Annotated in this window: 16 protein-coding genes; 12 read left to right on the top strand and 4 right to left on the bottom strand. The window is 65.0% G+C overall.

The annotated features are described in order from the left end of the window. The first annotated feature begins 72 nt into the window (after nucleotides 1–72). The gene (locus EOD43_RS11400) at nucleotides 73–1767 is read left to right on the top strand and encodes a ShlB/FhaC/HecB family hemolysin secretion/activation protein (RefSeq protein ID WP_127743875.1); all 1695 of its coding nucleotides are present in this window, start codon (nucleotides 73–75) and stop codon (nucleotides 1765–1767) included. A gap of 135 nt (nucleotides 1768–1902) precedes the next feature. Here EOD43_RS11400 and EOD43_RS11395 read toward each other — a convergent pair whose 3' ends face one another. Continuing rightward, nucleotides 1903–3534 carry a TadA family conjugal transfer-associated ATPase gene (locus EOD43_RS11395; protein WP_240653159.1) on the bottom strand — a complete coding sequence of 544 codons (1632 nt, stop codon included), beginning with the start codon at nucleotides 3532–3534 and terminating at the stop codon, nucleotides 1903–1905. Nucleotides 3535–3639: 105 nt separating this feature from the next. On the opposite strand from EOD43_RS11395, the gene EOD43_RS11390 reads away from it, so the two are divergent. From EOD43_RS11390 to EOD43_RS11350, 9 genes are all read left to right on the top strand, one after another. Then, complete coding sequence (locus EOD43_RS11390) at nucleotides 3640–4440, top strand: crotonase/enoyl-CoA hydratase family protein (RefSeq protein WP_127743871.1); 801 nt, start codon at nucleotides 3640–3642, stop codon at nucleotides 4438–4440. Between the two features lie 45 nt (nucleotides 4441–4485). Next, nucleotides 4486–6513 carry an amidohydrolase family protein gene (locus EOD43_RS11385; protein WP_164857198.1) on the top strand — a complete coding sequence of 676 codons (2028 nt, stop codon included), beginning with the start codon at nucleotides 4486–4488 and terminating at the stop codon, nucleotides 6511–6513. Between the two features lie 108 nt (nucleotides 6514–6621). Then, nucleotides 6622–6969 carry a response regulator gene (locus EOD43_RS11380; protein WP_127743869.1) on the top strand — a complete coding sequence of 116 codons (348 nt, stop codon included), beginning with the start codon at nucleotides 6622–6624 and terminating at the stop codon, nucleotides 6967–6969. Between the two features lie 180 nt (nucleotides 6970–7149). Further along, a complete protein-coding gene (locus EOD43_RS11375; RefSeq protein WP_127743867.1) occupies nucleotides 7150–7410 on the top strand; it encodes a hypothetical protein in 261 nt (86 codons plus the stop codon). Nucleotides 7411–7448: 38 nt separating this feature from the next. After that, nucleotides 7449–9371: an excinuclease ABC subunit UvrC gene (gene uvrC / locus EOD43_RS11370; RefSeq protein ID WP_127743865.1), complete on the top strand. Its 1923-nt coding sequence runs from the start codon at nucleotides 7449–7451 to the stop codon at nucleotides 9369–9371. Nucleotides 9372–9380: 9 nt separating this feature from the next. Continuing rightward, nucleotides 9381–10364 carry a polysaccharide deacetylase family protein gene (locus EOD43_RS11365; RefSeq protein ID WP_240653158.1) on the top strand — a complete coding sequence of 328 codons (984 nt, stop codon included), beginning with the start codon at nucleotides 9381–9383 and terminating at the stop codon, nucleotides 10362–10364. A gap of 152 nt (nucleotides 10365–10516) precedes the next feature. After that, nucleotides 10517–11125: a DNA repair protein RecO gene (recO, locus tag EOD43_RS11360; RefSeq protein ID WP_127743863.1), complete on the top strand. Its 609-nt coding sequence runs from the start codon at nucleotides 10517–10519 to the stop codon at nucleotides 11123–11125. Nucleotides 11126–11321: 196 nt separating this feature from the next. Next, a complete protein-coding gene (gene leuB, locus EOD43_RS11355; RefSeq protein ID WP_127743861.1) occupies nucleotides 11322–12362 on the top strand; it encodes a 3-isopropylmalate dehydrogenase in 1041 nt (346 codons plus the stop codon). 188 nt (nucleotides 12363–12550) lie between these two features. Beyond that, the gene (locus EOD43_RS11350) at nucleotides 12551–14074 is read left to right on the top strand and encodes a fumarate hydratase (protein ID WP_127743859.1); all 1524 of its coding nucleotides are present in this window, start codon (nucleotides 12551–12553) and stop codon (nucleotides 14072–14074) included. A gap of 143 nt (nucleotides 14075–14217) precedes the next feature. Here the strand turns inward: EOD43_RS11350 and EOD43_RS11345 are convergent, their stop codons facing one another. Continuing rightward, a complete protein-coding gene (locus EOD43_RS11345; RefSeq protein WP_127743857.1) occupies nucleotides 14218–14928 on the bottom strand; it encodes an SIMPL domain-containing protein in 711 nt (236 codons plus the stop codon). Between the two features lie 780 nt (nucleotides 14929–15708). Between EOD43_RS11345 and EOD43_RS11340 the strand changes: the two genes are divergently transcribed. Both EOD43_RS11340 and EOD43_RS11335 read left to right on the top strand, forming a co-directional pair. Then, nucleotides 15709–16578 carry a helix-turn-helix domain-containing protein gene (locus EOD43_RS11340; RefSeq protein WP_127743855.1) on the top strand — a complete coding sequence of 290 codons (870 nt, stop codon included), beginning with the start codon at nucleotides 15709–15711 and terminating at the stop codon, nucleotides 16576–16578. 64 nt (nucleotides 16579–16642) lie between these two features. Continuing rightward, nucleotides 16643–17065 carry a VOC family protein gene (locus tag EOD43_RS11335; RefSeq protein WP_127743853.1) on the top strand — a complete coding sequence of 141 codons (423 nt, stop codon included), beginning with the start codon at nucleotides 16643–16645 and terminating at the stop codon, nucleotides 17063–17065. Nucleotides 17066–17132: 67 nt separating this feature from the next. On the opposite strand, the gene rplI is transcribed toward EOD43_RS11335, so the two are convergent. Beyond that, entirely contained in the window at nucleotides 17133–17726 is a 594-nt protein-coding gene (gene rplI, locus EOD43_RS11330) for a 50S ribosomal protein L9 (RefSeq protein WP_127743851.1), read from the bottom strand. Between the two features lie 15 nt (nucleotides 17727–17741). Next, entirely contained in the window at nucleotides 17742–17966 is a 225-nt protein-coding gene (rpsR, locus tag EOD43_RS11325; protein WP_047169782.1) for a 30S ribosomal protein S18, read from the bottom strand. Between the last annotated feature and the right edge of the window lie 2 nt (nucleotides 17967–17968).

Here is a 17968-nt window from a genome sequence, read left to right as displayed (position 1 = left end):
GGGAGCGAGGCGACCGGTTAAGGGGCCGGTCGCCTCCTTCTTCTTCCGGGGCATTTCCAAGGGGACTTCAGCATGAACAGGTGGACCCGGTCGTCCGCCGCGAGCCTGCTCGCCGGCGCGACCATGCTCGGCGGTGCCGCACAGGCGCAATCGCCAGCCATACAGTCGCCGCTCATCCTCGATCGCAATCGGCCCGACCGTATCCAGCCGGTCACGCCCACCGCGCCGCAGACCAAGGCCGCGCCGTCGGCGGCCCCTGCCGAGGTGGAGGGCGGCGCCGAACGCACCGACACGATCATCCGCGGCATCCAGTTCATCGGCACCAAGGCGCCGGCCTCTGCAGCCCGCGCGGCCGAACCGTTCATCGGGCAACTGGCAACGCGCCAGAACCTGATCAACATCGCGACGGCAGTATCGAATGGCTATGCCAAGTCGGATGTCGCGCTCTTTTCGGTGCTGATCCCTGATCAGGATTTGTCGAGCGGTATGGTTAAAGTCCTGCTGATCGAGGGGCAGGTCGAACAGGTCATCGTCACCGACAAATCCGGCCCGCGTGCGCGCAAGCTGATCACCGAGATTGCGAGCCACCTGAAGGGCGAGGCGGTGCTGAGCAAGACGCGGCTTCAACGCTACATCTCGCTGATCCAGGACGTGCCGGGCACCAAGACCGACATCCAGATCGTGCAGGGGTCGCGGCGCGGGTTGGTGCGGATCGTGCTGACGATCACCGACAAGAAGCACGATTTTTCCAGCAGCTTCGATAATCGCGCCTCGGCGACCTATAAGGGCGGGCAGATTACCGCGAATGCCAAACTCTACGGCCTGCTGCGCGGCGGCGATCAGACCGACGTGACGGCGGCGGCATCGATCAACTTCAAGAATTTCAAATATGCCTCGATCGCGCATTCGACCCCGATCGGCAGCGACGGCGGGCGCGCATCGGCGTCGTTCGGCTATCTGAAGACCAAGCCGCGCAATTCGGCGATCAGCGGTGAGGCGCAGATTGCCGGGCTGACCTACAGCTATCCGCTGATCCGCAGCTATACGCGCAACCTGACCCTCTCAGGCACGGTCGACGGCCTCAACAGTGACAATGCCGCCTTCGGCCAACTGATATCGAGCGAGCGGACCCGCGCGCTGCGCTTCGCCGCCGGCTATGTCGATGCGAAGCCCAAGCGCACGATCACGGGCGGTATCACCGTCAGCAAGGGCGTCGACATGCTCGGCGCGCGTGCGATCGACGTGCTGGCGGAAAAGAACTTCACCAAGGTCAATGCGCGCGCGACGATCGACCAGATGATCGGCAAGCGCGTGATCGCGCGGCTGCGCCTGTCGGGCCAATATACCAAGGATCGTCTGGCAGCGGCCGAACGCTTCGCAGTGGGCGGCGACGAATTTGGGCGCGCGTTCGAGATTGCGTTGCTCAGCGGCGACAGGGGCGGGGCGGGGCTGGCCGAACTGGCCTTCCGCCCGATCAAGAGCGGCAAGTTTGCGGGGACCGAGATTTACGGCTTCGGCGATTATTCGCGGATCACGATCGTCGAACGTGGCCCGTTGCCGCAACTGTTCTCCGACGGCATCGTCCGCAACGTGATCTTCCCCAGCGCGACCTACGATCTCGCTTCGGCAGGCGCGGGTGCGCGGATCGCCTATTCGACGCAGGCGGCGCTGTTCCTTGAGGCCGCGCGCGCGATCGATCGGCCCTATCCGGGTTATGACAAGCAGTGGCGGTTCAATGTGGGCTGGCGGCTCTCGTTGCGGCCCTAAAAAATCCTCCCCCGGAGGGGGAGGGGGACCGCCGAAGGCGGTGGAGGGGTATTCGCCGCAAGCGAGCCGCTGCCGGCCAATACCCCTCCGTCATGCTGCGCATGCCACCTCCCCCTCCGGGGGAGGATCTAAAAATCAATCGTTCAAACACGCCTCAAGCAAAGGCTGGTCGAAGCCGAACTGCCGCGCCTTTTCCAGCGTGTAGGGGCGCAGGTTCGACGTATTGTAGTGGCCGATGATCTTCCCCTCGGCGTCTTCCGAGTGGAATTCGAACTTGAACAGCTCCTGCGTGATGATCACCGGGCCTTCCATGCCGATCACCTCGGTGATGCTGGTCACGCGGCGCGAGCCATCGCGCAGGCGCTTCACCTGGACGATCAGGTCGACCGAGTCGGCGATCTGGCGCGAGATCGCTTCCTTCGGCACCTTGATGTCCGACATCATCACCATGTTCTCCATACGCGCCAGCGCCTCGCGCGGGCTGTTGGAGTGGAGGGTGCACATCGATCCGTCGTGGCCGGTGTTCATCGCGGCGAGCATGTCGAAACATTCGCTGCCACGGATTTCGCCCAGGATGATGCGATCCGGGCGCATACGCAGCGCGTTGACGACAAGGTCGCGGATCGTGATCGCGCCCTGGCCTTCAAGGTTCGCCGGACGCGTTTCGAGCGGCAGCCAGTGCGGCTGCTGCAGGCGGAGTTCGGCGGCGTCTTCGATCGTGACGACGCGCTCGCCGGGGTCGATCATCTTCGACAGCGCGTTGAGCATCGTCGTCTTGCCCGAGCCGGTGCCACCCGAAATGACCACGTTGAAGCGGCTCGCGCCCGCGATCTTGAGGAAAGTCGACATACGCTCGCTCATCGACCCACCTTTGGCCATGATGTCGAGCGTGATCGGCTTGGACGAGAATTTGCGGATCGAGATCGCGGTGCCGCGCAGCGACAGCGGGGGGACGATCACGTTGACGCGGCTGCCGTCGGCAAGGCGCGCGTCGGCGAGCGGCGTGGTCTGGTCGACGCGGCGGCCGACCTTGGAAACGATGCGCTGCGCGATCTGGAACAGATGCTCCTCGTCGCGGAACTGGACATTGGCCAGCTCCAGCTTACCCTTGCGCTCGACATAGGTCTGGTCAGGGCCGTTGACCATGATGTCGGTGATCAGCGGATCGCCCAGCAATTCCTCGAGCGGCCCGAGGCCGAGCAGCTCGTCGACCAGCACCTTTTCCAGCGCGAACTGTTCACGCCGGTTGAGCGTGATGCGCAGTTCGGCCAGCACTTCGCCGATGATCGGGCGGAATTCCTCGGCCAGCTCATCCTTGCTCAGCGTCGCGGCCGCTTCCGGGTCGACGCGTTCGAGCAGGCGGGGAAGCACCTGCTCCTTGATCTTGTGGATCGATGCTTCGAAGCCCTCGACCTTCGACTTGCCGGCCTCGCCCGACGCGGCCTCGCGGATGGCGAGGCGGGTCATCGCGTCCTGATAACGCGGCTTGGCGGCGTCCTCGACGACCGCATCGCCCATGACGGGCGTGGGTTCGGCATTGAAGCTGGGCAGGTCGGCGAAGGGATCGGCGGCACTGAACGCCTGTTCGGCCGCAGCGAAGGGATCGCCGCCGCTCAGGGCGCCCGCATTGAACGGATCGCTCGACAGCGGCGGGAATTGCGCTCCGCCCGCAAGCGGCGCGGGGCTGCCGCCCTGCATGGGCCGCGCAACGCCGAAAGCCGGCCGCGCGCCATTGGTCATCGAACCCCGTTTGCCGAACGCACTCATAGGCACCATCATGTCCTGCAGGCCCGACGCGGGTCCGCCAACGGTTGCGTTTAGCGCCGAAGCTTTGACAAGTTCCTAACTACGATAAAGCCGCAGGAGATCGCCTTGTCCCCCTTTCTGATCGTCGAACGCGAAGGCCCGGTCGTCACCGCCACGCTCAACCGGCCCGATCAGCGTAACGCGCTGACCAGCGACGCCGATTTCCGCGCGATCGTCGATTTCTGCGGCGAGGTGAGCACCGATCGCTCGATCCGCGCCGTGGTGCTGACGGGCGCGGGGTCGGCCTTCTGCGCGGGCGGCAACGTCAAGGACATGAAGGCGCGCGAGGGGCTGTTCAAGGGCGATCCTTATGAACTGCGCGATCGCTATCGCACCGGCATCCAGCAGATCCCGCTGGCCTTGTGGGAGCTGGAAGTGCCGGTGATCGCGGCCATCAATGGCCCGGCGGTGGGGGCGGGGCTGGATCTCGCCTGCATGTGCGACCTCCGCATCGCATCGCGCACGGCCAGCTTCGCGCACAGCTTCGTCAAGCTGGGGCTGGTTCCCGGCGATGGTGGCGCGTGGCTGTTGCCCCGCGTTATCGGGCAGTCGCGGGCGTCGATGATGACGCTGACCGGCGACATGATCGATGCCACGACCGCGCTGGATTATGGGTTGGTCAGTGAGTTGACCGATCCGGAGGATCTTCTGACCCGCGCCCGCTCCATTGCGGGGCGGATCGCCGCCAATCCCGGCCATGCGACGCGGCTCAGTAAAAAGCTGATGCGTGAGGCGCAGGATCTGAGCCTGAAGGCGGTGCTCGAACTGTCCGCCGCCTATCAGGCGCTGGCGCACCACACCCATGATTATGAGGAGGCGGTGGACGCCTTTCTGGAGCGCCGCGCGCCGCGTTTCGAGGATCGCTGAAACGCCGTCTTTTCAATCGTTTCGCGGCGTGCTTACTTCCTTGTCATGAAACAAGCGATCTTCGCCGCGCTCTGCGCCTCCGCCGCCTTCGTCTCCACGCCCGCGATGGCCGGGGCCGAACGCTTTTCCGTGATCTTCGGCGGCCGCAATGTCGGCCATCTCAACGTCGATACCAACGGCACCCACAGCGATATCGACTTCGACTTCAAGAATAACGGCCGCGGCCCGACGATGAAGGAATCGCTCGACGTCGACGCGAACGGTTTCCCGACCGCCTGGACGGTGACCGGCGCCACCACCTTCGGCAGCAAGGTGGACGAGCGTTTCACCCTGAAGGGCAAGCGCGCGACCTGGGTGGATTCGACCGGCCCCGGCAAGGCGACGGTCAAGGAACCCAGCATCTATGTGCCGCAGAGCGGCAGCCCGTGGAGCGTCGGCCTCTATGCCCGCGCGCTGCTGAAGGATGCGGACGGCGCGATCCCGGCACTGCCCGGCGGCACGCTGCGGATCGAAAAGGGCGCGGCGCTGACGATCGCGGGCAAAGCGGGGCCGATCGCGGCGACCGCCTATGAAATCGGTGGCGTCAACACGACGCCCGATACGGTGCTGCTCGACGCCAGCGGCGCGATGGCGGCCTATGTCACGCCCGACTTCATCATCATCCGCGAAGGTTATGAGGGCGAGGAGGAGCGGCTACGCAACCTGGCCGCCAAATGGTCGACCGATCGCTATGTCGCGATCCAGAAGGCGGTCGCGCATGATTATGGCAAGCCGGTGCGGATCCGGAATGTGCGCCTGTTCGATCCCGCGACCTCGGCGCTGACCGATCCGGTGTCAGTGCTGGTCAACGGCAAGGAGATTGCGGCGGTCGAGCCGGTCGACAGCCCCGCGACGCCGGGCGAAGTGGCGATCGACGGCGCCGGCGGCACGCTGGTCGCCGGCATGTACGAAGCGCACGGCCATCTGGGGCAGGACGATGCGCTGCTCAATCTGGTCGCGGGCATCACCACCGTTCGCGATATGGGCAACGACAATGCGGTGCTAGACGAACTGATCCACCGCATGGACGACGGGATCATCGGCGGCCCGCATGTGATCCGCAGCGGTTTTCTGGAGGGCAAATCGCCCTTCAACGCCAATAACGGCATCGTCGTGAACAGCGAGAAAGAGGCCGTCGACGCCGTCCGCTGGTACGCCGCGCGCGGCTATTGGCAGGTCAAGGTCTATAACAGCATGAACCCCGAATGGGTGCCGGCCGTCGTCAAGGAGGCGCATGCGCTGGGCCTGCGCGTCGCGGGCCATGTTCCGGCCTTCTCCACCGCCGATGCGATGATCGCGGCGGGCTATGACGAGATGACCCATATCAACCAGTTCATGCTCGGCTGGGTCATCAAGCCGGGTGAGGACACCCGCACCCTGTTCCGCCTGACCGCGCTCAAGCGACTGCCGGCGCTCGATCTCAACTCTGCGCCGGTGCAGAAGACGATCCAGTCGATGGTCGACGGGCACAAGGCGATCGATCCGACGCTGGGCATCCATGAAATGCTGACCCAGAATCGTGACGGGAAGATCGCGCCGGGCGCGACCGACTATTTCGATCATATGCCGATCGGCGTGCAGCGCGGGCTGAAGAAGGCGATGGTCGATCTGTCGGCGCCGGGCGACGTCGCCGCCTATCAGAGTGCGTGGGAAAAGATCACCGCCACGGTGAAGATGCTCCACGATCGCGGCGTCTTCATCGTACCGGGAACCGATACGGGCGGGGCGCTGACCTATCACCGCGAGCTCGAACTCTACACGCAATTTGCGGGCTTCACCCCGGCCGAAGTCCTGAAGCGCGCGACCTTCGACATGGCCAAATATAGCGGGCAGGATCAGCGGCTGGGATCGATCGCCAAGGGCAAGCTGGCGGACTTCTTCCTGATCCCCGGCGATCCGACCAAGGACATCAAGGCGATCAAGACGATAGCGATGGTCGTGAAGGACGGCACCTTCTACTACCCGTCCGAAGTGTACCCCAAATTCGGGATCAAGCCCTTCACCGAAGCACCCAAGGTGACGCTGCCGAAGTGAGACATCAATTGATATCGTTTGCATACATATTGCGGGATTTTTTTCTATAAGTTCTAAACTATTGTCAGCTTTCATGCGTATCGGCGTGATTGGGGAATGGCGTCGAATATGAAGATTTTGTGCGTTGAAGATGATCCGCTCGTGCGGGAGGTGACGGTCGATCTTCTGGCCGCGCTGGGCCATGACGTCTTTCCGGCGTCGGGCGGCGAGGAGGCGTTGATGCGCCTTCGCGAGCGTGGTGCGGCCTATGATTTGCTCGTCACCGACATCCATATGCCCGGCGATCTGGGCGGTTTGTCGCTGGTGGCGATGGCGCGGGCAAACATGCCCGATCTGCGCGTCATCTACTTCAGCGGCACCGACCAGATTCCGGAGGATGAGAAGTCGATCCTGCTGCGCAAGCCGTGCAGCCTGGGCATGTTCGAAGAAGCGATCGACCGGATCGCGGCGCGCTGATCTTTCCTCGTCATTGCGAGAAGCCGTAGGCGACGAAGCAATCCAGGCCCGCACCGGAGATGGTCGCGAACCTCGCCAGTTCGGGCCTGGATTGCTTCCCCCGGATCAAGTCCGGGGTCGCAATGACGAGTTGGGACGTGATTCACTCTTTCCTCACACCCTTCCGCTAAGGCCGGTCCGATGGGCGCGATCGGCTGGATCTGGGCGTGGGCCATGTTGTTGGCCGCAGTGCGGGCGCATATCGCGCATTCGCTGCCGCAGACGCTTGTCTGGGCGATAGCGGCCTCGGGCATCGTCGCGCTGCCGATCCTGTGGAGCAAGAAGGATGGCATCTTCGGCGATTGGGCGCCGTCGGGCATCGTCCGCGCGGGGCTTTCGATCACTATCCTGCTCGCGGGCGGCATGGCCTATCCGCAGGCGGCGATGGGGCTGATCGCCTAGCCCTTCAAACGCCGGGCGGAACGTCCTAGATCGTCGGCGTGACCAAGACCCCGCCGACCGACCGATTCAACGAAGAGAGCAACGTCTATACCGTGCGCGGCAGCGACGCGCCCGATCTCGATGCGGGTGTCGCCGCGATCCGCAATGTGCTGAACACCTTGCCCGTCCGCCCCGGTGTCTATCGGATGCAGGATGCGCGCGGCGAGGTGCTTTACGTCGGTAAGGCGCGCGCGCTGCGCAACCGCGTGACCAATTACACCCAGGTCGCGCGCCTTTCGAAACGCCTGCAACGCATGGTCGCGCAGACGCGATCGATGACGGTCGTGACGACGGGCAGCGAGGCCGAGGCGCTGCTGCTCGAAGCGCAGCTGATCAAGCGCTATCGCCCTGCCTATAACGTCCTGCTGCGCGACGACAAAAGCTTCCCCTTCATCCTGCTGCGCGAGGATCATGCCTTCCCGCGCATCCAGAAGCATCGCGGCGCGCGGCGGGCGAAGGGGCAATATTACGGGCCGTTCGCCAGCGCCGGATCGGTGACGCGCACGCTCAACGCGTTGCAGAAGCTGTTCCTGCTCAGAAGCTGCACCGACAGCTTCTTCGCCAATCGCGACCGGCCGTGTTTGCTCTATCAGATCAAGCGTTGCTCGGGGCCGTGCGTCGATCGGATCAGCGCGGATGCCTATGGTGAGTTGGTCGCGGACTCCAAGGCGTTCCTCGCCGGCAAATCGACCCAGGTGCAAAAGAAGCTGGGCGAGGCGATGAGCGCCGCGGCCGAGGCGATGGATTACGAACTCGCCGCGATCTACCGCGACCGGCTGCGCGCGCTGACCTTCATTCAGGGCAATCAGGCGATCAATGCCGAGGGCGTGGGCGACGCCGACGTTTTCGCGATGCACGCCAAGGCGGGCACGGTGGGTATCCAGGCGTTTTTTATTCGCGGCGGGCAGAATTGGGGGCACCGCGCCTTCTTCCCCGCGCACACCGCCGATGTGCCGGAAGAGGAGGTGATGGAAAGCTTCCTGATGCAATTTTACGAGGAGGTGCCGCCGCCCGGCCTGATCCTGGTCGATCGCGATCCGGCGGAGAGCGAATTGCTGGCCGAGGCGCTGAAGGAACGAGCAGGCCGCAAGGTCGTGATCAAGGTTCCCCAGCGCGGCGAGCAGCGCAAGCTGATGGCGCAGGCGCAGCGCAACGCGGTCGAGGCGCTGGACCGGCGGCTCGCGGAATCGACCACGCAGGGCAAGATCTTTCAGGAGATGGCCGACCTGTTCGAACTGGAAGGGCCGCCCGACCGGATCGAGGTGTACGACAACAGCCATATCATGGGCACCAATGCGGTCGGCGCGATGATCGTCGCGGGGCCGGAGGGCTTCCGCAAGAACGCCTATCGCAAGTTCAACATCAAGAATCCGGACACCAAGCCCGGCGACGACTTCGCGATGATGCGCGAGGTGCTCGGCCGCCGCTTCGCCCGGCTGGAGCGCGAGGATCCCGAACGGCGATCGGGCGACTGGCCCGATCTGCTGCTGATCGACGGCGGCAAGGGACAGCTTTCATCGGTGTGCGAGGTGCTGGAGGAGATGGGCGTGCAGGACGTCGCGGTCGTCGGCATCTCGAAGGGGCCGGATCGCAATGCGGGGCGCGAGCATTTCCACCTGCCCGGCGGGCGCGAGGCGATGCTGCCGATGAACTCGCCCTTGCTGTTCCACCTGCAGCGGCTGCGCGACGAGGCGCACCGCTTCGCGATCGGCGCGCACCGCACCAAGCGCGCGGCAAACCTGACCAAAAGCCCGCTCGATGACATTCCGGGCATCGGCCCCGCGCGCAAGAAGGCGCTGCTGATGCATTTCGGCACCGCCAAGGCCGTGCGCAGCGCGTCGCTGGCGGACCTTGAAGCCGCGCCGGGCGTTTCAACGGCTATGGCGCAATCGATTCACGATTTCTTTCATCCGGCAGGGTAAGCGTGCAATATGACGGTCATGCCGCCCGCAATTACCCCGGACGACAACGCCAGGACGCGCGTCCTCCTCACCATCGATACGGAATTGACGATCCGTACCGAGGAGCAGCCGGGCGACTGGATCGATGGCTATGCGCGCTCCTATGAGGCGGCCGGGGTCGGCGTTCCCTATCAGTTGCGGGTGCTGGCGCAGTATGCGCTGAAGGCGTGCTTCTTCGTCGATCCGATGCCGGCCTGCCTCTACGGGATCGAGCCGATCAAGCGGATGGTCGATCCGATCCTGTCGGCGGGGCAGGAGGTGCAGCTGCATCTCCACCCGCGCTGGTACGGGCCGCGCGACGGCATCCTTGTCGGCGAGTATGAACTCAACAGCTACGATCTGAACAAGCAGCGCGACATGATCACGAAGGCGCGCGAGCTGCTGATGGAAGCGGGCGTGCCCGAGCCGTGCGCGTTCCGCGCGGGCAGCTATGCCGCCAATGACGATACGCTGCGCGTGCTGGCCGAACTCGGCTTCCGCTTCGACAGCAGCCATAACGGCTCCGAACATCCGTGGCCCAGCTCGATCGATCTGCCGCGCGAACAGATCACGCCAGTGGAATATCTGGGTGTGACTGAGGTGCCGGTGACGTTGATCGGCGATGGCCCGCAGACCCGCCATTTGCAGGTGTGCGCGGTGTCGCTGGGCGAACTGGAGGCGGCGATCCGCCATGCGGGGGCGGCGGGCCTGCCGGTGGTCAACATCGTCAGCCACAGCTTCGAACTGGCCAACCGCACCGGCACCGCGCCGAACCGCGTCCATGTCCGCCGGTTCGAGGCTCTGTGCGATTTCCTGTCGACCTGTCGTGATCGATTCCCGACAGTGTTCTTTTCCGATCTCGACGAAGTCGAACTCGACGTCCGATCGGACATGCTCCCCAACAGCGCGCTGCGCCGCTTCGGCCGGATGGTCGAACAGATCTGGTCGAACCAGGTCGCGGAGCGGGGGGCTTAACTTCCTGATCCTCCCCCGCCAGGGGGAGGTGGCGCCGAAGGCGACGGAGGGGGAGGGTGGCGACCAACTCGATATGCTTCGCTGTCCTCCCCCTCCGTCATGCTGCGCATGCCACCTCCCCCTGGCGGGGGAGGATTGCTAAGCACTCCTCCATGCTCATCCGCTGCCCCGCGATCGTCTGTTCCGTCCTGCTGCATGGCGAACATGGCGCGGTGGTGCGGGCGCTGACGCCGGAGGACGGGCTGGTCGCGGGCTATGTGCGCGGCGGACGATCGCGGCGCATCCGGCCGATCCTGTCGCCGGGCAATCTGGTCGCGGCCGAATATCGCGCGCGGACCGAGGATCAACTCCCGGCGCTGACCGTCGAACTCTCGCACAGCCGCGCGGGGCTGCTGGCCGAGCCGCTGCCGGCGGCGGCGATCGACTGGCTGTGCGCGCTGACTGCGGTGGCCTTGCCCGAACGCGAGCCGTTTCCCGATCTCTATCAGGCGCTCGAAGCGGCGCTGGCGGCGGTCGAATATGCGCCGTCTGCGCGCGGTTGGGCGCTGGCGGCGCTGCGCTACGAAATGCTGGTGGTCGCGGGGCTTGGCTATGGGGCGGGGCTTATGCCGCCGGCGGAAGGCGCCGACTGGCCGGATATCCTGAACGGCTGGCGGCAGAGCGGGCGATTGCTGTCGGACGACATATTGTCCGGTCGCCGCGCTTCCGCGCTCGATGCGCGCGAACGGTTGATCGAGCGGGTGAAGCGGATCGCGACCTGAAAATCCTCCCCGGCACGGGGAGGGGGACCGCGAAGCGGTGGAGGGGGATTTTCACGGGCGACACGTCCAGCCTCCAGCCCCCTCCACCATGCTCCGCATGGTCCCCCTCCCCGTGCCGGGGAGGATCCAGTGGCTTGCCTCGCCTGCCAACACGCCGCATAGGCCCCCCCGAGTTTGCAATCGGAGGGCTTCCAATATGTTGATCGCGCTGCTGCCGGGGGATGGGATCGGTCCCGAAGTCGTCGAGCAGGCGGTCCGCGTGTTGAATGTCGTTACCGACAAGCTGACCTACGAGACCGCACCCGTCGGCGGCGCGGCTTATAAGGCGCAGGGGCATCCGCTGCCCGCCGCGACGCTTGATCTTGCCAAGCGCGCCGATGCGATTCTGTTCGGTGCGGTCGGCGATCCCGATTGCGACAAGCTGGAGCGGCACCTGCGCCCCGAACAGGCGATCCTGGGGCTGCGCAAGGAGCTGGCTTTGTTCGCGAACCTGCGCCCGGCCAAGCTGTTTCCCGAACTGGCCGATGCCTCCGCGCTGCGGCCCGAGGTCGCGACCCAGATCGACATGGTGATCGTCCGCGAACTCAACGGCGACGTCTATTTCGGCGAAAAGGGCATGCGCACCACCGCGGCGGGGCTGCGCGAAGGCTATGACATCATGTCCTATGACGAGGGCGAGGTGCGCCGCATCGCGCGGGTCGGCTTCGAAACTGCGCAGGCCCGGAACGGCAAGCTGTGCTCCGTCGACAAGGCCAACGTCCTCGAAACATCGCAGCTGTGGCGCGACGTGGTGATCGAGATGTCGGCCGACTTCCCCGATGTCGAGTTGAGCCACATGTATGTCGACAATTGCGCGATGCAGCTGGTGCGCAATCCGGGCCAGTTCGACGTGATCGTCACCGGCAATCTGTTTGGCGACATTCTGTCGGATCAGGCGAGCATGTGCGCGGGATCGATCGGGATGCTGCCGTCCGCGTCGCTCGATGACAAGCAGAAGGGGCTGTACGAGCCGATCCACGGTTCGGCGCCCGATATTGCGGGGCATGGCAAGGCCAATCCGCTGGCGACGATCCTGTCGGCGGCGATGATGCTGCGTTACTCGCTGGGCCTGCCGGACGAGGCCGACCGGATCGAGGCGGCGGTCGCCAAGGCGCTGGCCGGCGGCGCGCGTTCGCCCGATCTTGGCGGTACGATGACGACCGCGCAGATGGGCGACGCGGTGCTGGCCGTCCTTTAATTCGTCATTGCGAGCGTAGCGAAGCAATCCAGGCCCGAACCCAACGAGGTTCGTGACCATCTCCAGTGCGGGCCTGGATTGCCGCGTCGCCTTCGGCTCCTCGCAATGACGAGGTGAGGGGTCTTGGATTTCCCGACAAAGCGGCGCAAAGGCATCGCAACATTCATCCGGGGCAGCGGAGCGTGGGCATGAGCGTAATCATCAAGGAAGCCGATCTGCTCGAGAGCGTCGCCGACGCGCTTCAGTTCATCAGCTATTATCACCCGATGGATTATATCCGCGCGCTGGGTGATGCGTACGAGAAGGAGCAGGGGCCGGCCGCGAAGGACGCGATCGCCCAGATCCTGACCAACAGCCGCATGTGCGCGGAGGGGCATCGCCCGATCTGCCAGGATACCGGCATCGTCACCGTCTTCATCAAATGGGGCATGCAGTGCGTTCTGGAGAGCGACAAGAGCCTGCAGGACGTCGTCGATGAAGGCGTGCGCCGCGCTTATCTGAACCCCGAAAACCGCCTGCGCGCGTCGATCCTGAAGGATCCGGCGTTCGGCCGCGTCAACACCAAGGACAACACCCCCTGCGTGCTGAACGTCGAAATGGTGCCCGGTCACCATGTCGAGGTGCAACTGGCGGCCAAGGGCGGCGGCAGCGAGAACAAGTCCAAGTTCAAGATGATGAACCCCAGCGACTCGATCGTCGACTGGGTGCTGGAAATGGTGCCGCAAATGGGCGCGGGCTGGTGCCCGCCCGGCATGCTGGGCATCGGCATCGGCGGCACCGCGGAGAAGGCGATGACGCTGGCCAAGGAATCGCTGATGGGCGATATCGATATGGCCGATCTGAAGGCGCGCGGGCCGCAGAACGATATCGAGCGGCTGCGCATCGAGATCTTCGACAAGGTCAACGCGCTGGGCATCGGCGCGCAGGGTCTGGGTGGCCTCGCCACGATCCTCGACGTCAAGATCATGGACTATCCGACGCACGCCGCGTCGAAGCCGATCGCGATGATCCCGAACTGCGCCGCGACCCGCCACGCGCATTTCCACCTCGACGGCTCCGGCCCCGCCTATCTGGAAACGCCCGACCTGAACGACTGGCCGAAGGTGGAATGGGCGCCCTCGAAGGAATCGATCCGCGTCGATCTCGACACGCTGACGCCCGAAATCGTCGCATCGTGGAAGCCGGGCGATCGCCTGCTCCTGAACGGCAAGATGCTCACCGGCCGTGACGCTGCGCACAAGCGGATCCAGGACATGCTGTCGAAGGGCGAGGAACTGCCCGTCGATTTCAAGGGCCGCGTGATCTATTATGTCGGCCCGGTCGATCCGGTGCGCGACGAGGTGGTCGGCCCGGCCGGCCCCACGACCGCGACCCGCATGGACAAGTTCACCGACATGATGCTGGAGCAGACCGGCCTGATCGCGATGGTCGGCAAGGCCGAGCGCGGCCCGGTGGCGATCGAGAGCATCAAGAAGCACAAGGCCGCTTATCTGATGGCCGTCGGTGGCGCGGCCTATCTGGTCGCGCGCGCGATCAAGGAATCGAAGGTCGTGGGCTTTGCCGATCTCGGCATGGAGGCGATCTACGAGTTCACGGTGAAGGATATGCCCGTGACGGTGGCGGTCGATGCGACCGGCGAGAGCGTGCACCACACCGCGCCTTTGGTGTGGCGTGAGAAGATCGCCAAGGAAAAGCTGCTCGAGAATGCATGAGGGCGGGGGCAACACCCCCACTCGTCATTGCGAGCGTAGCGAAGCAATCCAGGCCCGCACTTGAGATGGTCGCGACCATCTCAAGTGCGGGCCTGGATTGCCGCGTCGCCTTCGGCTCCTCGCAATGACGAGGAGAGGGCGGTTCAATCCAAATAGAAATCGATCGTCGTGACGACACGCACCTTCTGGAAGGGCGTGTCGCTGCCCGACGATCCTTCGCCGTCGCGCGCGCCGATCGAGAAATAGCCCTGCGTCGCCTGCCGGATCGCGCCGACGCTGGTGCCCGAATCCTTGGCGAACTGTTCGGCGGCCGCGCGTGCGTCGCGGGTGGCGGCGGCGATCATCGCGGGTTTGACGTCGTTCAGCTTGGTGAAGCTGTATGTCATCCCCGATCCATCCTCCAGCGCGACGCCCTGCCGCACCAGATCGGCCTGCTGCGCGAACGCCTTCTTGGCCTGCATCACCTTGGGCGTCCGCAACTGGAGCCGCTGGCGGATCGTGATGTTGGGGCTGCCGTCATTGTTGCGGAATTGGCTGACATTGACGCCGACGACCGAAATCTCGTCATCCTTGAAACCATTGGCGTTGAGCAGGGCGCGGATCGCCTTCGTATCCTGATCGATCTTCGCCTGATTGCCGGCAAGATCGGGGCCGTTGGCCGAATAAGCGAGCGTCCACGTCGCGAGATCGGCGGTCACGTCGCGCTCTGCAAGGCCGCGCATCGTCACCGCCCGATCGGCATGGCGCGCGCGGACGAGGCCGTCACCCATCAGGAAACCGCCGGCCGCAATGCCGACCGCGATCAAAGCGGCGGGAACGAGACGGGTGGCGAGGGCAGGGCGGTCTTCGGACATGGGCATCTCTCCTGTTATGGGGAGAGGGTTAGAGGCGGTGCGATGAATAGGGGCTGACGTAGAACACCGATCCTCCCCCGGAGGGGGAGGGGGACCGCCCGAAGGGTGGTGGAGGGGTAGTTCGTCGCGAGGGAAGGACAGGAGAGAGTAGGTGCCGCTGCCGGCCAATACCCCTCCACCATGCTGCGCATGGTCCCCCTCCCCCTCCGGGGGAGGATCTGCGTTGGACGGATTCGTGGCGTAGAATCAGGACAGGTGAAGGTCGGCGCGTCCTGCCAAAAGGGCACCCGGACGAGGTAACTGGGTCAGTGGTGCGGGCATGGCTGGGGCCGACCGAACCGACATGCTTAGCCTGCTCTCACCAGGCCAGGGGATGCGGTCCTGCGATTGGCTGCTGCCGCTCCTCGATAGAGCGGCCCCGGCGATTGGGGGCGAGACGCGGTCTGTCCGGTCGGGGCTACCCGGGATGCGGGACTCTGACTTCCCGCAGTGGATCGGCCCTGTCTTTCCTTCGAAACCGCACGTCGCCTCCGCCTGCCGGCGGGTTCGTCCAGCACATGCCGGCGAGAAGCGATGCGCATCCGCTTCTTGAACCGGATGACTTCGCGCCGACCTGTCACGGCCCGGTTCGGAGATAGCTCTGCTCCGGGCCGGTCCTGCATCCTCACGCTGATCGGGCGAGAGGATGGTGGAGTTGCTAACCCAAATGGTTCATTTTGTCAAGTATGTTCTTTAAATGTTCTAATTCGCGCGTGGCGCCAGGCGTGATAGCCTGGCGTCATGTCGACCGGGCGTAGCATCCGCACCCATGTTCACGACGACGGCGTCAATGCGTGGCGCAGCACTGCGCTTGCGCCGGCGGCGGGGCTTGCCGGGCATGTCTTCGGCTATAGCGATTATTGGGAGCGAACCGGTGGCTTTGCGACGCGCCGCGAACTGCCGCATGCCGAGGGGGTGATGATCGTCAACCTCGGCGCGCCGATCGCGATCACCGGCGGCGACGGCGCGGTGATCCGGCTGCATGCGGGGGAGGCGTTCATCGCGGGCGTGCATCTGCGCCCGGCGCTGTCGCATTCCGATGGCGCACAGGCGGGCATCCACATCTTCCTGCCGCTGGTCACGTTGCGCCGCCTGCTGGGCGTGCCGATGGGCGAGCTGATCGATCGGGTCGTCCGGCTCGACGATCTGCTGGGGAGCGCGGCGCGGGATCTGTGCGCGCGTCTGCTGGAAGCGCGCGATGCGGAGGGGCGGGCAGCCCTGCTCGATGCGGCTTTGATCCGCCGGTTAGCCGAGACCGCGCCGCTCGACCTGCGCCAGCATCATGCGATCGCGGCGCTTCGCCATCGCCCGGTCGACGATATCGCCGCGATCGCGCGCGATATCGGGTGGAGCCGCAAGCATCTGGCCGATCGGGTCCGCGATGCCGTGGGCGTCGGGCCACGCTGTTTCCGCCGGCTGCTGCGCTTTCAGGCTTTGACGGCGATGGTGCGCACCGACGCGGGTGAGCCCGACTGGGCCGGTATCGCGCATGATGCAGGCTATTGCGATCAATCGCATATGATCCGCGAGTTTCGCGAGTTCGCCGGGATGACGCCCGGCGCCTTTGTGGCGCGCAGCCTGCCGGACGGAGGCGGGCTGATCGAAGGCTGAGGTGCGTTTGATCCAATCCGTCCGATGCGGGCCGCCATAGAAAGGCGGGGAAAGGAGACGACCAATGCCTGTTCGTAACATGATCCCCTGCCTGCGTTATGCCGATGCCCCGGCCGCGATCGAGTTTCTGTGCACGGCGTTCGGGTTCGAGCGCCATGCCGTCTATGTCGACGATGCCGATCCGACGCTGGTGCATCACGCCCAGCTGATCCTCGACGGGGGAATGGTGATGCTGGGTTCGGCGCGGCCGGGCGAGGTGCAGCGCCTCTATGGCTGGAAGACCCCGGCCGAGGCGGGGGGCGTGACGATGGTGATCTGCGCCTATGTCGCCGATCCCGACGCGCATTGCGCGCAGGCCCGCGCGGGCGGAGCGGAGATCGTCGTCGAGCCGCGCGACAATGAGGGCTATCCGGGGCGCGCTTATGATGCGCGCGATCCCGAAGGCAATGTCTGGAACTTCGGCAGTTACGATCCCTGGGCCGATTGAAGCGCAAAAGGAAAGGGCCGCCGGATCACTCCGGCGGCCCTTCCTGTTTCGGCGATGCCGAAGAAGATCAGGCTTCTTCGGTCGACTCGTCGAGCAGATCCGTGGGGATCTCGCCCGGCTCGGCATTCGGATCGAAATCCTCGGTGAAGCCGGCTTCGTCACGCTCGAACATCTGAGCCATGACGTCGACGCCCTGCGCCTGCAGCTCGGCTTCTTCGGGCGAGCGGGCGACGTTGACGGTCACGGCGCGGACGACTTCCGCGTGGAGACTGATCTTCACCTCATGCGTGCCGATCGTCTTGATCGGACGCGAGAGGACGATCGCCGACTTGGCGACCTTGATGCCGTCTTCGGCCAGAGCCTCTGCGATGTCGCGGGCCGAAACCGAACCATAAAGCTGGCCGGTGTTCGACGCCTGACGGATCAGCACGACCGACTTGCCCTCAAGGGCGCCGGCTTCGGCTTCAGCGTTGGTGCGACGGTTCGCATTGTCGGCTTCGATCTGGGCGCGGTTCGCCTCGAAGACCTTCTTGTTGGCTTCGTTGGCGCGCAGCGCCTTCTTGCGCGGCAGCAGATAGTTGCGCGCGAAGCCCGCCTTGACGGTGACGACGTCACCGATCTGGCCCAGCTTCTCGACACGTTCGAGCAGGATCACGTCCATGTTCGCGGTCCCTTCTTACTTAACGATGTACGGAAGCAGCCCGATGTGACGGGCGCGCTTGATCGCCTGAGCGAGTTCGCGCTGCTTCTTGGCGGAAACCGCGGTGATGCGGCTCGGGACGATCTTGCCACGCTCGGACACGAAGCCCTGGAGCAGACGGACGTCCTTATAATCGATCTTGGGAGCATCCTTCGCGGAGAAGGGGCAGCTCTTGCGGCGGCGGAAAAACGCGCGTGCCATGT

The organism is Sphingomonas crocodyli (genome assembly GCF_004005865.1).
GTDB classification, from domain to species: Bacteria; Pseudomonadota; Alphaproteobacteria; order Sphingomonadales; family Sphingomonadaceae; genus Rhizorhabdus; species Rhizorhabdus crocodyli.
This window is presented reverse-complemented; position numbering and strand designations above follow the sequence as displayed.

Coding starts and splice junctions, on each gene's coding strand:
- rpsR (WP_047169782.1), bottom strand. CDS start 17,966: ATGGCACGCGCGTTTTTCCGCCGCCGCAAGAGCTGCCCCTTCTCCGCG.
- EOD43_RS11400 (WP_127743875.1), top strand. CDS start 73: ATGAACAGGTGGACCCGGTCGTCCGCCGCGAGCCTGCTCGCCGGCGCG.
- EOD43_RS11340 (WP_127743855.1), top strand. CDS start 15,709: ATGTCGACCGGGCGTAGCATCCGCACCCATGTTCACGACGACGGCGTC.
- EOD43_RS11350 (WP_127743859.1), top strand. CDS start 12,551: ATGAGCGTAATCATCAAGGAAGCCGATCTGCTCGAGAGCGTCGCCGAC.
- EOD43_RS11395 (WP_240653159.1), bottom strand. CDS start 3,534: ATGAGTGCGTTCGGCAAACGGGGTTCGATGACCAATGGCGCGCGGCCG.
- recO (WP_127743863.1), top strand. CDS start 10,517: ATGCTCATCCGCTGCCCCGCGATCGTCTGTTCCGTCCTGCTGCATGGC.
- EOD43_RS11375 (WP_127743867.1), top strand. CDS start 7,150: ATGGGCGCGATCGGCTGGATCTGGGCGTGGGCCATGTTGTTGGCCGCA.
- EOD43_RS11385 (WP_164857198.1), top strand. CDS start 4,486: ATGAAACAAGCGATCTTCGCCGCGCTCTGCGCCTCCGCCGCCTTCGTC.
- leuB (WP_127743861.1), top strand. CDS start 11,322: ATGTTGATCGCGCTGCTGCCGGGGGATGGGATCGGTCCCGAAGTCGTC.
- EOD43_RS11335 (WP_127743853.1), top strand. CDS start 16,643: ATGCCTGTTCGTAACATGATCCCCTGCCTGCGTTATGCCGATGCCCCG.
- EOD43_RS11365 (WP_240653158.1), top strand. CDS start 9,381: ATGACGGTCATGCCGCCCGCAATTACCCCGGACGACAACGCCAGGACG.
- rplI (WP_127743851.1), bottom strand. CDS start 17,726: ATGGACGTGATCCTGCTCGAACGTGTCGAGAAGCTGGGCCAGATCGGT.
- EOD43_RS11380 (WP_127743869.1), top strand. CDS start 6,622: ATGAAGATTTTGTGCGTTGAAGATGATCCGCTCGTGCGGGAGGTGACG.
- EOD43_RS11345 (WP_127743857.1), bottom strand. CDS start 14,928: ATGTCCGAAGACCGCCCTGCCCTCGCCACCCGTCTCGTTCCCGCCGCT.